The sequence below is a fragment of the Enhygromyxa salina genome, assembly GCF_002994615.1.
Lineage (GTDB): Bacteria > Myxococcota_A > Polyangia > Nannocystales > Nannocystaceae > Plesiocystis > Plesiocystis salina_A.
Map to the genome: position 1 here is coordinate 1 of NZ_PVNK01000227.1, position 13,767 is coordinate 13,767.

General features: G+C 71.1%; 12 protein-coding genes. 4 read left to right on the top strand and 8 right to left on the bottom strand.

Annotated features, from left to right (window positions below):
- Window positions 1-134: 134 nt before the first annotated feature.
- From ENSA5_RS26080 to ENSA5_RS26100, 5 genes are all read right to left on the bottom strand, one after another.
- Window positions 135-1,076, bottom strand: coding sequence for an isoaspartyl peptidase/L-asparaginase (locus tag ENSA5_RS26080; protein WP_106394405.1), 942 nt, complete (start codon window positions 1,074-1,076; stop codon window positions 135-137).
- Window positions 1,073-1,642 (bottom strand): rRNA maturation RNase YbeY, encoded by a 570-nt coding sequence (ybeY, locus tag ENSA5_RS26085; protein ID WP_106394406.1) that lies wholly within the window; start codon window positions 1,640-1,642, stop codon window positions 1,073-1,075. Before ybeY ends, ENSA5_RS26080 begins: the two co-directional genes overlap by 4 nt.
- Before the next feature lie 3 nt (window positions 1,643-1,645).
- A complete protein-coding gene (locus ENSA5_RS26090; RefSeq protein WP_106394407.1) occupies window positions 1,646-3,580 on the bottom strand; it encodes an HD domain-containing phosphohydrolase in 1,935 nt (644 codons plus the stop codon).
- A gap of 124 nt (window positions 3,581-3,704) precedes the next feature.
- Window positions 3,705-5,450, bottom strand: coding sequence for a metallopeptidase TldD-related protein (locus ENSA5_RS26095; protein ID WP_106394408.1), 1,746 nt, complete (start codon window positions 5,448-5,450; stop codon window positions 3,705-3,707).
- Between the two features lie 9 nt (window positions 5,451-5,459).
- On the bottom strand, window positions 5,460-6,497 hold the full coding sequence (locus ENSA5_RS26100) for a PhoH family protein (protein WP_258183028.1): 1,038 nt from the start codon (window positions 6,495-6,497) through the stop codon (window positions 5,460-5,462).
- Window positions 6,498-6,785: 288 nt separating this feature from the next.
- Between ENSA5_RS26100 and mazG the strand changes: the two genes are divergently transcribed.
- Both mazG and ENSA5_RS26110 read left to right on the top strand, forming a co-directional pair.
- Entirely contained in the window at window positions 6,786-7,673 is an 888-nt protein-coding gene (gene mazG, locus ENSA5_RS26105) for a nucleoside triphosphate pyrophosphohydrolase (protein WP_258183029.1), read from the top strand.
- 333 nt (window positions 7,674-8,006) lie between these two features.
- Entirely contained in the window at window positions 8,007-8,609 is a 603-nt protein-coding gene (locus tag ENSA5_RS26110; protein WP_106394409.1) for a hypothetical protein, read from the top strand.
- Between the two features lie 28 nt (window positions 8,610-8,637).
- On the opposite strand, the gene ENSA5_RS26115 is transcribed toward ENSA5_RS26110, so the two are convergent.
- From ENSA5_RS26115 to accD, 3 genes are read right to left on the bottom strand one after another with little or no spacing between them, the layout of a single operon-like run.
- Entirely contained in the window at window positions 8,638-9,462 is an 825-nt protein-coding gene (locus ENSA5_RS26115; protein ID WP_146156135.1) for a hypothetical protein, read from the bottom strand.
- 50 nt (window positions 9,463-9,512) lie between these two features.
- Window positions 9,513-10,796 carry a bifunctional folylpolyglutamate synthase/dihydrofolate synthase gene (locus tag ENSA5_RS26120; protein WP_106394411.1) on the bottom strand — a complete coding sequence of 428 codons (1,284 nt, stop codon included), beginning with the start codon at window positions 10,794-10,796 and terminating at the stop codon, window positions 9,513-9,515.
- A 14-nt stretch (window positions 10,797-10,810) separates the two neighbouring features.
- Window positions 10,811-11,734, bottom strand: coding sequence for an acetyl-CoA carboxylase, carboxyltransferase subunit beta (gene accD, locus ENSA5_RS26125; protein WP_106394412.1), 924 nt, complete (start codon window positions 11,732-11,734; stop codon window positions 10,811-10,813).
- A 174-nt stretch (window positions 11,735-11,908) separates the two neighbouring features.
- Between accD and ENSA5_RS26130 the strand changes: the two genes are divergently transcribed.
- The gene (locus tag ENSA5_RS26130) at window positions 11,909-12,583 is read left to right on the top strand and encodes a hypothetical protein (protein ID WP_146156136.1); all 675 of its coding nucleotides are present in this window, start codon (window positions 11,909-11,911) and stop codon (window positions 12,581-12,583) included.
- A 64-nt stretch (window positions 12,584-12,647) separates the two neighbouring features.
- Entirely contained in the window at window positions 12,648-13,724 is a 1,077-nt protein-coding gene (purM, locus tag ENSA5_RS26135; RefSeq protein ID WP_106394414.1) for a phosphoribosylformylglycinamidine cyclo-ligase, read from the top strand.
- Window positions 13,725-13,767: the final 43 nt, after the last annotated feature.

Here is a 13,767-nt window from a genome sequence, read left to right on the forward strand (position 1 = left end):
CCCCTTCCCCCTCAGGCTCGCCCTCGCCCTCGCCCTCGCCCGCATCGTCGGACACCGGCGCCGTCGTCGGCGAGGCGGCGTCTGGCGGCGCGAAGGCCAGCGTGAGGACGATCGCCGCAGCGAGCATCGCTCACTCATAGCACGGGCGAGGTGGCGTCGTTTGGATCCGCAGGGGCGCTCAGGCCCCCGCGCAGCGGGCTGCCCTCGGCCGCCAGGGCCCAGCTCATGTGCTCGCTGCGGTGGGCGATGGCGAGCGCGCCGCCAGGACCGATCGCGATGAAGCCGACGGCGGCCTCGGACTCGCCATGGATCTCGTCACACAGCTGCTGCGCGGCCACCTGCAGCCCCGTCTGATGATCGGCGGCTCGGCGCAACAGCTCGTGGCAGCCCACGCGGCTCATGATCGCCTCGCCGACGCCGGTGCCCAGCGCGGCCCCCAGCGTCGCGTCGGCATAGAAGCCGCAACCGATCAGCGGCGTGTCGCCGACCCGACCGGGCAGCTTGAGCAAGACCCCGCCGGTCGACCCCAGCGCGCACAGGTGCCCGCGGCGATCCATCACGATCGCCCCGACCGTGTCGGCCCGGTTGTCGGCGACCAGCTCGCCCGCGCGCGCGCTGGCGTAGCGGGCCTGGGCCTTCGCGGTCCAGACCCGCTCGCGGCCGAAGCGACCGACGCCGACGGACTCGGCGAAGCCCCGGGCGCCGTCGCCGACCAGCAGCCCGTGCTCGCTGCGCTCCATCACGGCCCGGGCGAGCTCGGAGGCGTCGGCGATCTCGCGGACCGCCGCGACCGCCCCGCTGGCGCGGTCGCGTGAGCGCATGATGCCCGCGTCGGCCTCGAACTCGCCGCTCGCGTTCATGCAGGCGCCCCGCCCCGCGTTGAAGGTTGGATCGTCCTCGAGCACGCGGACCGCGGTGATCGCCGCGTCGACGCAGGCGTCCTCGCGCTCGCCGAGCTCGACGAGACGGGCGAGGCCGCGGGTCGCGGCAGCGCGCGCGCCTGCGACGGCCGCCTCACGCAGGTCGGCGGCGATCGTCCCGGCGCCACCGTGAACAAAGACCAGGCCGGGGCTCATCGCCGGGCCCTCGACCCCCGCTTGGGGGCCGCCTCGTGGACCGTCTCGTGGGCCGTGAGGAGCCGGGGCGCGTAGGGCCGGGGCGGGTCGGCGACGTGCAAGGTTCGAAGCACGCGCTGCTCGAGCCGATGCATGCGCCGACCCTCGTGGCGATCGCCGTGATCGTGTCCGAGCAGGTGCACGAGGCCGTGGACCACGAGCACGGTGGCCTCGTTCAGGCGGGCCACGCTCGACGCCGCGCCGGCCTGACGCTCGACCGCGTCCCAGTCGATCACGATGTCGCCGAGCGACCCGGGGAGCCCGGGCGCCTGGGGGGCCCCGGCCGCCGCGGGCGTGAACGAGAGGACGTCCGTCGGGCCCGGCTCGTCCATGTACGCGAGGTGGAGCTCGGCCATCTCCTCGTCCTCGACGATGCGCAGGCCCAGCGAGCGCAGGGCGGCGGCGTCGAGCCCCAGGCACTGGCCTGCGCGGCGGGTCCGGCGTGAGAGCAGCGCGACCACACGCGGCGCGACGCGCCCGCGCAGCTGCGGCGAAACGAAGAAGTACGGGGTCGGAAGCAAGGGCATGGATCAGGGCCGGGCGAGCTCGATCTTCTCGTAGACCCGCCCGCCCACAAAGGCCTCGAACAAGTCCCGGTCGAGCTTGCCGCCGGCGACCTCGGCCTCGAGGATGGCGAGGGCGCGCTCGATGGGCACGGCCCGTTTGTAGGGCCGATCGGCGGCCGTGAGCGCGTCGAAGATGTCGGCGATCGTCATCATCCGGGTCTGGATTGGGATCTCTTCGGCGGTGATGCCGTTGGGGTAGCCGGTGCCGTCGAGGTACTCGTGGTGTTTGCCGGCGATGTCGGGCACGCGCATGAGCTTGCGGCCCCAGGGGATCTGCTCGAGGAAGTGGAAGGTGTGGACGACGTGGCTCTGGATCTCCTTGCGCTCGGCCTCGGTCAGGCTTCCGCGCGAGATCAGCAGCGACTCGACGTCGCCGGGCTCGAGCAGGCGAATCTCCCGGGCGTCCCCGTCGGCGAAGGAGCGGCGCTCGAGCGCCCGGATCCCGGCCGAGCAGTCCTCGGTCAAGATTGAGGGCTCGTTGGCGGCCTCGACGAGGGCCTGGAGCTCGTCAATGTCGGTCAGGATCTCGGCGAGCCGAGCCTGAAACTCGGCGTCGGTCTCGGCCTCGCGCCCCGGACCGCCGCGGAGGCGGCTCTGGAGCAGGTGCAGGCGCATGGCCGTGCGCATGTGATCGAAGCGGCTCATGACCCGGGCGCGCTGGCCCGGGTAGAGCTTCTTGGCCTTGATGAGCACGTCTTCGCGGACGCCGACCTTGCCGAAGTCGTGGAGCAGCGCGGCGTACTCGAGCTCGCGCAGCGACTCACGATCAAACCAGACCTGCGCCAGCGGGCCGTCGTCGGCCCGGTCGACGACCTCGGCGAGCCCGATCGTCAGGGCCGCGACGCGCTCGCTGTGGCCGCTGGTGGTCGGGTCGCGCTGCTCGATCGCCTTGACGCTGGCGCGGACGAAGCCCTCGAACAGGGCCTCGATCTCCTCGTAGAGCCGCGCGTTCTCCAGCGCGACCGCGCCCTGGGCTGCGAGCGCTCGGCACAGGCGCTCGGCGTCGGCGTCGAAGGGGACGACCCGTCGGTTGAAGTCCTCGTCGCTTCGCAGCGGGCGTGTGTCGTGGGGGTTCACGCGGGCGTTGATCAGCTGGATCGCCCCGAGCGCGTCGCCGTCGGGGGGCAGCATCGGGACCGTGAGCATCGAGCGGGTCTGGTAGCCGAGGCGCTCGTCGAAGCTCCGGTCGTGGGGGAAGCTGCGTCCGTTGCAGCTGCGATCCTCGATGTCTTCGCCGTAGCAGTCTCGCAAGGTGATCGGCTCACCCCCGAGCACGCACGCGCCGACGACCGAGCCCTCGTTGATCGCAACCACGAACTCGTCGAAGCGCGCGTCGGGCAGCGACGCGTTCTCGGCGAAGCGAAAGCGCAGCTTGGACGGCCTGGCCGCGCGCGCCGAATTTTCGCTGTCGCCTTCTTCTCGGCTCGGGGCCTCGACCACGTAGATCGAGCCGGCGTCGGCCCCGGTGATGCGTCGGGCCTCGCCGAGGATCAGCTCGAGCAGCACGCTCGGGTCGCGCTCGGCGACGAGCGCGGCTCCGACGTCGAGCAGCTTGTCGACCAGCTCGGCCCGTCGTCGCTGCCGCGCGGCGCCGATCCCCGCACGGATCGCGTGGTCGACGACGACCGCGGTGGCGGGGAGCGGCAGGAGCTGGACACGGTCGCCGCGGACGCGGCGGAGGGCCTCCGCGAGCGCATCTCCGGCCCCGACGATGAGGGCGATGTCGAAGCCGCTCGGGAGCTCGGCGCCCGGACTCAGGACCGCGAGCTCGGCGCCGCGCTGATGGATCCGGACGCTGCCGGGCCCGATGCGTTCGATCTGGATCGCCTCGAAGTTCCCCTCGATGCGGTCGAGCACTCCGGCGAAATCGCCGATCGGCGCGGTGGCTGGCGCGTCCATCAGATGCTCGATTATAGCTGCGCTGGCGGTCGCGCCGGTCGGGACCGCAGGTGTGCGCGAGGTTGGCCTGGTGATGTCATTCGAGTGTTCCGGATCGTATCTTGGCCGGGTGGGGATCGCGGGCTCAGCGGCGTCGGCGGCGACGGCCCCGTTCGCGCAGGCGGCCTGTACGCCCCCCGGAGCCGTCGTCCGCGAAGGGTGGCGGCAACAGCGGCTCATGAAAACCCGTGCGGCTGGCCTGCTGGAGTTCGACCTCGGATAGCACGATCGCGGGCGCCGCCCCACCGACCGGCACCGAGCCGCTCTCTGCGTAGCAGTGTCCGTGGTCGACCCCCGGCTCGCCACCGAACGAGACGATCCGTTGCAGCGCCGACAGCGGCGTGCCGATCAGCTCCAGATCGCGGACACGCCGCCGCGCGCCCGTTTCCACGTCGAGGAGCTCGACATGGGCGAGCTCACCCTTGAACACTTGAAAATCGTAGCTGTCGGTCGCGGTCTCGCCCGCGCGCACGCGGTGGATGAGCGCGGCGTGGCGGCGGCCCGAGGCGCGCGCGAGCTCGATGAGCTCACGCTCGAGCGCCGCCTGATCCTGGTCGTGGCTGGCTTCGCTCTCGACGATCAGGTTGCCCATCCGCGCCATCGGTCGCTCGACTCCGGCGCTGCGTCCGTGCCCGTTGGAGCGCTCGGGCTTCGGCGGTTCCCCCCCGCGACCGGGGCTGCTCTGATCGGGCAGCGGCGTGCGGTTGCGGAGGAAGCCGACGAGGAGCCCGTCGCGGACGAGCTCGGCGCGCTGGGCCGGCACGCCCTCGTCGTCGATCCGATAGCTGCCCCACAGCGAGTGTCCGCGGTGCTCGGTGAGCGTCGGATCGTCGAACACGTGGAGTCCGGGGGGCAAGATCCGCTCGCCCAGCATCCGCGCGAAGGTTCGGGTCTCGCCTCGGGCCCCGAGCCGGTTGCCCTCGACGCGGTGGCCGAGGGCCTCGTGGAACATGGTGCTCGCGGCCTGGCCCGAGAGCAGCGCGGGGCCGATGAACGAGCCCGGGCTGTCGGCCTCGCGCAGCTCGTGGAGCTCGGCGACGACCTCGTCGAAGAGCCTGGCCATGGCCGCGGCGTCGAGCATCTCGTCGAGCGTGCGGGCGGGCCAGGCACGCGCGGCCTCGACGTAGACGCCGTCGTCGGTCAGCACGAAGCCGCGGACCTCGAACTCGAGCCACAGGTCCGAGGTCCGCACGAGGCTGCCCTCGGTGTCGACGAGCCAGCGATGGATCCGCTCGCCGCGGATCGACAAGGTGGGATCGTGGATCTCGGGGTGGTCGAGCAGCCTCCGCGACAGCTCGACGAGCTCCTGCGACCAGCGTTCGATCGGCAGCGGGCTGTCGTCGAGGGCCTCGAGGTGGCGCGTGGCCTGCTCGCGGGTGAAGCTCGCGACCTCGTCGCGGAGGTACTCGGCGACCATGGCCTTGCGGTGGTCGTAGTAGTCCTCGAGCGCCTCGTCGAACTTCATCTGCGTCAGCTTCCACAGCGCGCAGCGCAGGGCCATCGGCTCGAGGTCGTCGGGCGCGAGCAGCCAGTCGGCGCTCTCGCGCTCGGACTGATCGCCGTCGAGGCCACCATCGAACACGTTGTCGAATTCGTGAGACCCGACCCGGACCTCGACCTCCAACCTGCCCCGAAGCTTGTCCCGGCGCCGCAGCAGCGAGCCGTGGGCGGCCTCAATCAGCAGCTCGCGCTCACGACGAAGGGCGTAGCGAAGGTAGTAAGGCCGGGGATTGCCCGGGACCCGCAGGCCCTGCTGCGAGCGACGAAGCTCGGCCGTCATGGCGGCGAGCAAGGGATCGGTGGCGGCTGCGCTTTGTTCGGCTCCGTGCATGGCGCTGGATCACCCGTCGCGGCCGCGCTCACGCGCCTGGCCGTGTTGCTGGGCCCGCCGCTCTTCGCGTCGCTCGGCGCGCTCGCGGGTGTCTTGCTCGTAGGCGCGGACGATGTCCTGGACGAGCGGGTGACGCATCACGTCGTTGCCCGTGAACTTGCAGACCGAGACCGACGGAACGCCCGAGAGCACGCGGATCGCATGGTTGAGGCCGCTGCGCTCGCGGCCGTCGAGGTCGCGCTGCGAGGGATCGCCCGTGACCACCGTCCAGGTCCCGATTCCGATCCGCGTGAGCAGCATCTTCATCTGCTCGCGGGTCGTGTTCTGAGCCTCGTCGAGGATCACGAAGGCGTCGTTGAGGGTCCGGCCACGCATGTAGGCGAGCGGCGCGATCTCGATCACCCCCTGCTCCATCATGCGCTGGACCTTGGGGCCGTCGAGCATGTCGTAGAGGCCGTCGTAGAGCGGTCGCATGTAGGGGCTGACCTTCTCTTCGAGGGTGCCCGGCAAGAACCCGAGGTTCTCGCCGGCCTCGACCGCCGGGCGGCTGAGGATGATGCGGCGGACCTGCTTGTCTTGCAGCCGGCGCACGGCCATGGCGACGGCCAAGAAGGTCTTGCCCGTGCCCGCGGGGCCGACCCCGAACACCAGGTTGTTGCGCCGCATCGAGTCGACGTAGTGCTTCTGGGCCAGGCTGCGCGGCGAGATTGCTTTGCCGCTGCTCTTGGTGATGATCACGTCATCGTAGACAGCGGTGAGCTCGGCCTCGGGATCCTTGCTGAGGATCTCGATGCCGCGGGCGACGTCGGTCGGGAGCATCGGCCGGCCCGTGCGCGCGAGGCCGAACATCTGCTTGAGCAGGCGCTCGACGAGGTCGAGGCCCTCGGCCTCTCCGTTGAGCGTGACCTCGGTGCCGCGCACGTGTAGCGCGACCCCCGTCGAGCGCTCGAGCTCGGCGACGGTCCGCTTGGACTCGGACGGCGAGCCGAGCACGAGCTGGAGGGCGCGCTGATCGTTAAACACCAATTTGCGGGTCTCAGAGCTCACGACATGGTCCTCGGTGGCGATCACCACGAACCCACGGCGCTGCGGCGCCGACGGCGATCACGACTGGATTGAGTCCAGGAAACGATAACAACACTCGCGCGGACGGCCCGCGACACCACCGCTTCAGACACGCTCGCAAGCGAAGGCACCTGTGAGCGCGGGGGCTCGGTAGTCGTGGTACTGCACGAGGGTCGAGAAGCTACCACGCCCCGGCCAGTGGTCAACGTGAGCGGCGCCGACGGCACCAGACCCCAACCCCCAGGCCCCAGCAGCCAGACCGATCCGATCGTGAACGAGAAGCGAGACCTGCCCGTGACCTACGACCCCGCCGAGGTCATCGACCATCGCCCCCACGGACTCCGCGACGGGCTCGACGGCATCCGCGACCTCATGGACCGGCTGCTCGGAGCGCAGGGCTGCCCGTGGGACCGCGCCCAGACCCTCGACAGCCTCCGCCCCTACCTGATCGAAGAGGCTCACGAGGTGCTCGAGACCCTCGACGCGGACGACCCCGACGAGCACCGCCGCGAGCTCGGGGATCTGCTGTTTCAGATCGTGTTTCATGCGGCGATCCGCGAGCGCGAGGACCACTTCGACCTCGACGGCGTGATCGAGGCGATCCGCAGCAAGATGATCCGCCGTCACCCCCACGTGTTTGGCCCCGACGGCGCCGCGCCGCGCGAGACCCCGGAGGAGGTCGAGGCCAGGTGGGCGCAGATCAAGGAGGCCGAACGCCAGGCTCGAGGGCGGGCCAGCGCCGAGGCGGACGCGGCGATCCCCAACCCCCTCGCCGGTGTCCCCAAGGCCCTGTCATCCCTCCAGCGAGCCTGGCGTCTGCAGAACAAGGCCGCGGCCGTGGGCTTCGACTGGCCCGACGTCGAGGGCCCGCTGAGCAAGTCTCGAGAAGAGTGGGCCGAGCTCGAAGAGGCGATCGAGGCGGGCGACGCCGCGGCGATCGAAGAAGAATTTGGGGATCTCGTGTTCGTGCTCGTCCGGCTCGGGACCAAGCTCGGGCTCGAGGCCGAGACCGCGCTGCGCAAGGCCAACCTCAAGTTCGAGCGACGCTTCGGCCACGTGATGCGGCGCTGTCACGAGCAAGGCATTGATCCGACGACCGCTGGCCTCGAGCGTCTCGACGGCTTCTGGGACGAGGCCAAGGCGATCGAGCGGAAGTGATCTCCTGGCTAGGCTCCTCGCCAGGCGACCGCGAGCCACGACAGCCAGGTCGCTCACTTCGAGCTCGAGCGTTGCAACCTACAGCTTGGGTCCTCGTTGTTCGAGGGTGGACGTCGACGAAAGCGGCCGAAAAAGGGTCGCCGAGCGTCACTCCACCCCGGATGTCGGGGACCGAGTGCCTCGGCGCATCACCCGCGGCTCGATTTTGTCGACGCGACGGCATGGCCTCCCGCTTGCAGAGAACGAACCCAACCCAACCCGAGCCAACCGAAGTCAACTCAGCCCAGCACGACGTCGAGCGACCCGAGGCCCGACGAGAAAGACGAAGAAGCGATGGTGGTCCCCAACAGCCCGGTACTTCAGCACAGCTACCGCCACCTCGGAGACGGCCACACCAGCGCGGCGCGCCACCTCAGCGTCGCCGCCGATGCCCTCAACATGGCGCTGCTGACCCTCGATGGCTCCCCCGATGACGGTCGAGGCGCCAAGCTGGGCCGAGCCGCCACCGCCCGACACTTCCTCGCCGAGGCCGCGCTCGGCCTCGCCCGCGCTCGGGTCCACGTCCCTGGCATTCGCACCTACGCCGTCAACGTCGTGACCGCGAGCGAGCCGGACGTCGACCGCGAGCTCGCCCGACTCCACGAGCTGACGACCAAGCTGCTGTGGCGCAACCACACGGTGTTGCCGGGGCGCAAGAAGGCCCAGCCGCTCGCGCCCGAAGACGAGGCGCAGCTGGCCGCGGTCGTGCGAGATCTCGCTACCCATGCGCGGATCGATCGGGCGATGCGTCACAAGTGGCTGGTCGCGGCGGCGGTGTTTGGCTTCCTCGCCCCGGTCCTTGGCGTCGCGCTGTACCTGCTGGCAGCCGCGAGCGGGACCTTCGCCGCCGTCGAGCTGGCCCGCGGGGCGGCGCCACCGGTGCTGCCCGCCGGTTGAGCGCCGGCGCCCGCCTCGGGTTGGCCCCTCAGGACGGCAAGAAGGGCGAGGGGTCCGTGGACGAGTCGTCGCTGTCGCCCGGATCTTGGCTGGTCGGCGGCGGCGTGGGAGCGGGCGGGGTCCCGCCTTGGGTGCCCTGGTCCTGGTCCTGGGTGTCCGAGAACTCGAGGACCAGGACCTGGTAACCGTGGGCGCCGGCCTCGAAGCGCCAGCTCGGGGTCGCCTCCCAGCGCAGCTCGAGGACCGCGAGCACGTCCTTGCCCGTGCGGCTGACCTTGACCTCGTTGACCGGGGTCTTGAAGAATTTGGTGATCAGCTTGCGCCGGTTGTTGCGGATCTTGACCGAGGTCCGCGGGAGCTTGACGAAGACCCGCGTACCCTCGACGGAGATCTCGGGCTCGACCGAGGTGCTGAGCTGAAAGAACACGCGCGAGCTGCTCTCGCCGCGCTCGAAGCCCGTCCAGGTCAGGACCGCCGACGCGCCGCCGATCTCCTTCGGGGCAAAGGGCGGGGAGTTGCCGCCCGCGATCGAGACCCCCTGGTAGTAGCCGATCGGGTTGACCGTGAAGAAGGGATCGTCGTCGGCCTGGCGCACGTAGTTGGGGCCCCGGGTGCCGCCGCGGCTGTAGGTCCAGTTGGTCGTCAGGTCGGTGTCCGCCGTGCGCTGATCGACGACCAGGGGATCGGCGGGGGTCGTCTCGATCCGCGAGCTGCTCGGGGGCGGCGGCGCCGAGCTGGCGCGCTCGTCCCCGGCGTCGCTCGGAGGCGGCGGCGGCGGGCCGGCCCACGCCGAGCCGGCGACCAGGAGCAGGGCCACGGTTCCAGGAGTCACCACGAGGCGTCGACGGCCCATGAGCGTGATCCTAGCCAGCACTGGCCCTAAATTCCAAGCAATCGGCGGGATCACTCGCCGCCCTCACCACCCAGGCGTTCAGGAGGCGGCGCCGCCGGGTGGACGCGGCGGGCGATGGGATCGCTGCGCTCGGGGCCGTCGACCTCCGGCGATCCCTCGCCAAAGGCCGCGCGCAGGGCCCCTACGAGATAGTGTGAACCACACACGACAACGCTCGCGGCCCCGGCCAGGAGCTCCTTCAGCGCGCGGAGCAGCTCGGGGTCGCGCGGCCCGGCGAAGCGCCGCTCACCGGGGGCGGCCACACCCTCGAGGTCGAACGCCCCCTGCTCGGCCGGGACGACCAGCCACAGCGGGGCGTGTTCGCGCATCCGCGCGGCCATGGCCGGGGCTGGCTTGTCGGCCATGGCGCCAAACACGATCGCGCGCGGCTCAATCTTCAGCTGGCGCAGCGCCGCGCCGAGGGCCTCGACGCCGTCGAGGTTGTGCGCGACGTCGAGCCACAGCGATCCGGCGCCGACGGCGAGGCGCTCGAGTCGGCCGGGCCAGGACACGCCGTCGAGGCTCGCGGCCGAGGCCCGCGGATCGAGCTCGCGCAGGATCGCCAGCGCGAGGGCGCCGTTGTGGCGCTGGTGGGGGCCGAGCAGCCCGCGCGGACCGGCGGCGAGGGGGGCGACGAACTCGAGCCGGGCGCCTCGCTCGCGCGCGCGGGTCTCGATCACCGCGGCGGCTTCGGTCGCCTGTTGGACGCTGAAAACCGGCACCCCCGCGCGGATCACCGCGGCTTTCTCCGCCGCGATCGCCTCGAGCGTGTCGCCGAGATAGTCCTGGTGATCGAGGGCGACGCGGGCGATCGCGATCGCTCGCGGGCTCACGGCGGTGGTCGCGTCGAGGCGCCCCCCGAGCCCGGCCTCGAGCACGACCACGCGACAGCCTGCGTCGACGAAGCAGCTCAGCGCGACCGCGGTCAGGACCTCGAAGAAGCTCAGCGAGACCCCCGCGAGTCGCTCGGCGGCCGTGACCTTGGTGACCCCGACTCGGATCGCTTCGTCGGCGAGGGGCTGACCGTCGATGCGCACGCGCTCACCGATCCGCTCGAGGTGCGGACTCGTGAACAGGCCGATCGGCCCGTGGCCCCCGAGCGTGGCGAGGCCATGGGCGATCAGCGCCGCGGTCGAGCCCTTGCCGTTGGTCCCGACGATCTGGACGACGTCAAAGGGCGGCCGCTGGCGCAGGCCTGGCAGCAGCGCGTCGAGGACCAGCTCCATCGACGCGGTCCCGAGCCGCACACCGATCGTCCGGCGGGCGAACAGCTCTGCGCGCCAATCCTGAACCATGATCGACCGGAGGCTCAGCCGGGCGCGGCGCCGTTCTCACGGAGGACCACGCCCTCGCTCATCGTCTGGTTGGCCCGCGGGATGTCCTCGCCGAAGCCCATCAGGCGCAGCAGCAGGCCGATCTGGTCGCGCATCTCGAGTCGGCTGACGATGCGGTCGACCATGCCGTGCTCGAGCAAAAATTCGCTGGTCTGGAACCCTTCGGGCAGCTCCTGGCCGATCGTCTGCTGGATGACCCGCGGGCCGGCGAAGCCGATCAGCGCCCGGGGCTCGGCCAGGATCAGATCGCCGAGGAAGGCGAAGCTGGCCGCGACCCCCCCGGTGGTCGGGTGCAGCAACACCGAAATGTAGGGCAGCCCGGCCTCGCGCAGCTTGGCTCGCGCGGCCGAGGTCTTGGCCATCTGCATGAGCGACAAGATCCCCTCTTGCATGCGCGCCCCGCCGGAGGCGGAGTAGACGATCGCGGGGATCTGGCGGTCGAGGGCGCGCTCGAACACGCGCGTGACCTTCTCGCCGACGACCGAGCCCATCGATCCGCCCATGAACTCGAAGGCGAAGAAGCCCAGCGAGGTCTCGATCCCGTCGACGCGCCCGATCCCGCCCACGAACGCGTCGTTGCGGCCGCTCTTCTTCGTCGCCGCGACGATGCGGTCGCGGTAGCGCTTGGAGTCGGTGAACTCGAGCGGGTCACCGGAGCACAGCTCCGCGTCGTGCTCGACCCACGAGTCCGGGTCGACGGTCGCCTCGATCCGCTCGCGGGTCGGCATCACGTGGTGGTGACCGCAGACGGGACACACGCGCAGGTTCTGGACCAGCTCCTCGGTGTAGGTAATTTCTCCACAGGAGTCGCACTTGGTCCACAGACCAGCCGGGACGGACACTTTGCCGCCGGGTTCGGGTCGCTCGAGTGCGTCTTTCTTGCGTCGCCACCAGGCCATGGTCTGTAATTTCCGTCCGCGGCATCGCGGCCGGGGTATCATCCCCTCGCCACCCCTTGCTGGCAAGGCGTGCACAGCTTCGCACTGCGCATCGGCGAGACGTTCAGAAGTTGTCTGCTCTCAACCCTTCGACCCCGCCCCGGGAAAACGCCCCTGCCTGCGGGAGGAGGGTTCGTGAGTATCGCCAGTAAGCGCTCCGACGGATCTGGTGGGGACCTCGGCGGGTTCACGGCCGGACCCTGGCAGTCTGTGTCGTCCTCAGAGGGCGGGCTCGCGGGTGACGCGTCGTTGGCGACCCTGCCCCAGGGGGCCCTGGCCTCGGTTGCCCGGGCGCTGCAGCAGATCCTCGAGCGCTACAGCGGCAGCGTGATGCGTCGGGTCGTCGGCGCGGCCGACGAGTACGGGATCGACGGGCTCTACGTCGCCTTTCTCGTCATGCGTGAGCGAACCGCGTGGCCGGCGATGCGCAGCGAAGACCGTCACGCACTCGAGCTGGCTGCGCGCCTGATGTCGGGCTTTGCGATGCTGCCGAGCTCCACCTACATGCAGGTGCCTCCGGCCGAGGTCAACGTCCTCGTCGATCGGATCATGACCTCGGTCGCCCACTGGGTCCGCCAGCGCCTGATCTCGGACCTCAAGCGCGAGTACATGGCCCTGCTCGAGGAGTACGCCGAGCGCCTGCGCCCGCTGCTCGAACGCCAGCGCCCCGGCGCGGTCAACGATCCCCTCGCCGACCGCCCCGCGATCACGATCGCGCTCATGGAGACCTTCGAGTCCTGGCTCGCGACCGACCGCAGCCTGAAGTCGAGCCGAGCCATGCTGGCCCTGCTCGAAGACCTGTTCGGCTGACTCCGGCCAGGGCTGCGCCGACGAGGCGATTGCTGTTCTGGCCCTCGCTTGGTAAGGCGGCAAAGTGAGCGGGGGCAAGCCACTGACCTACGCGGGCGCGGGCGTCGACATCGAGGCCGGCAACGAGGCCGTCCGCCGGATCAAGGCCCTGGTCGAGACCACGCGCCGGCCCGAGCAGCTCGACGGCCTCGGCGGCTTCGCGGGGCTGATGGGGCTGCCCGCGGGCCTGCGCGAGCCGGTGCTCGTCTCGTGCACCGACGGCGTGGGGACCAAGCTCTTGGTTGCGATCGCCCTCGACCGCCACGACAGCGTCGGCATCGACCTGGTCGCGATGAACGTCAACGACCTGCTGTGCACCGGGGCTCAACCCCTGTTCTTGCTCGACTACATCGCGACCGGTCGGCTCGAGCCCGGCAAGATCGAGCAGCTCGTCGCGGGCGTCGTGGCTGGCTGCCGCCAGGCGGGCTGCGCCCTGCTCGGAGGCGAGACGGCCGAGCTGCCGGGGATGTACGCCGACGGCCACTACGATCTCGCGGCGACGGCCGTGGGCGTGGTCGAGCGCGACGAGATCTGGGGCCCCCACCGCGCGGAGGCGGGCGACGCGGTCCTGGCCCTCCCGAGCTCGGGCCTGCACAGCAACGGCTACTCGCTCGCGCGCAAGGCGTTGTTGTCGCCCGAACACGGGGGGCTCGACCTCGGCGATCCCCTGCCCGGCGCCGGGCCCGACGACCCCCGCAGCGTGGGCGACGCGCTGCTCGAGCCGACCCGCATCTACGAGCCCGCCTTCGCGGCCCTGCGCGCGCTCGACGGGGCGCCGGTCCACGCCGCCGCGCACATCACTGGCGGGGGCCTGATCGAGAACCCGCCCCGCGCGCTGCGCGATGAGCTGGCGATGGAGATCGACCTGAGCGCGGTCGCGCAGCCCGCGGTCCTCCGCGCGGTCGCGGCCTGCGGCGTCGCCCGCGACGAGCTGCTGCGGACCTTCAATTGCGGCATCGGCATGCTCCTGCTCGTCGATCCAGCCCGAGCAGATGACGCGCTCGCCGCCTGCGACGCGGCCGGACAGCCCGCGACCCCGGTCGGACGCGTGGTCCCGCGCTCGCCGGGCGCCGCTGGGGTACACATCAACGGCCTCGACTGAACTCCCCGGGCGCAGGCCCGACCCCTCTCGCGTCATACTTGGG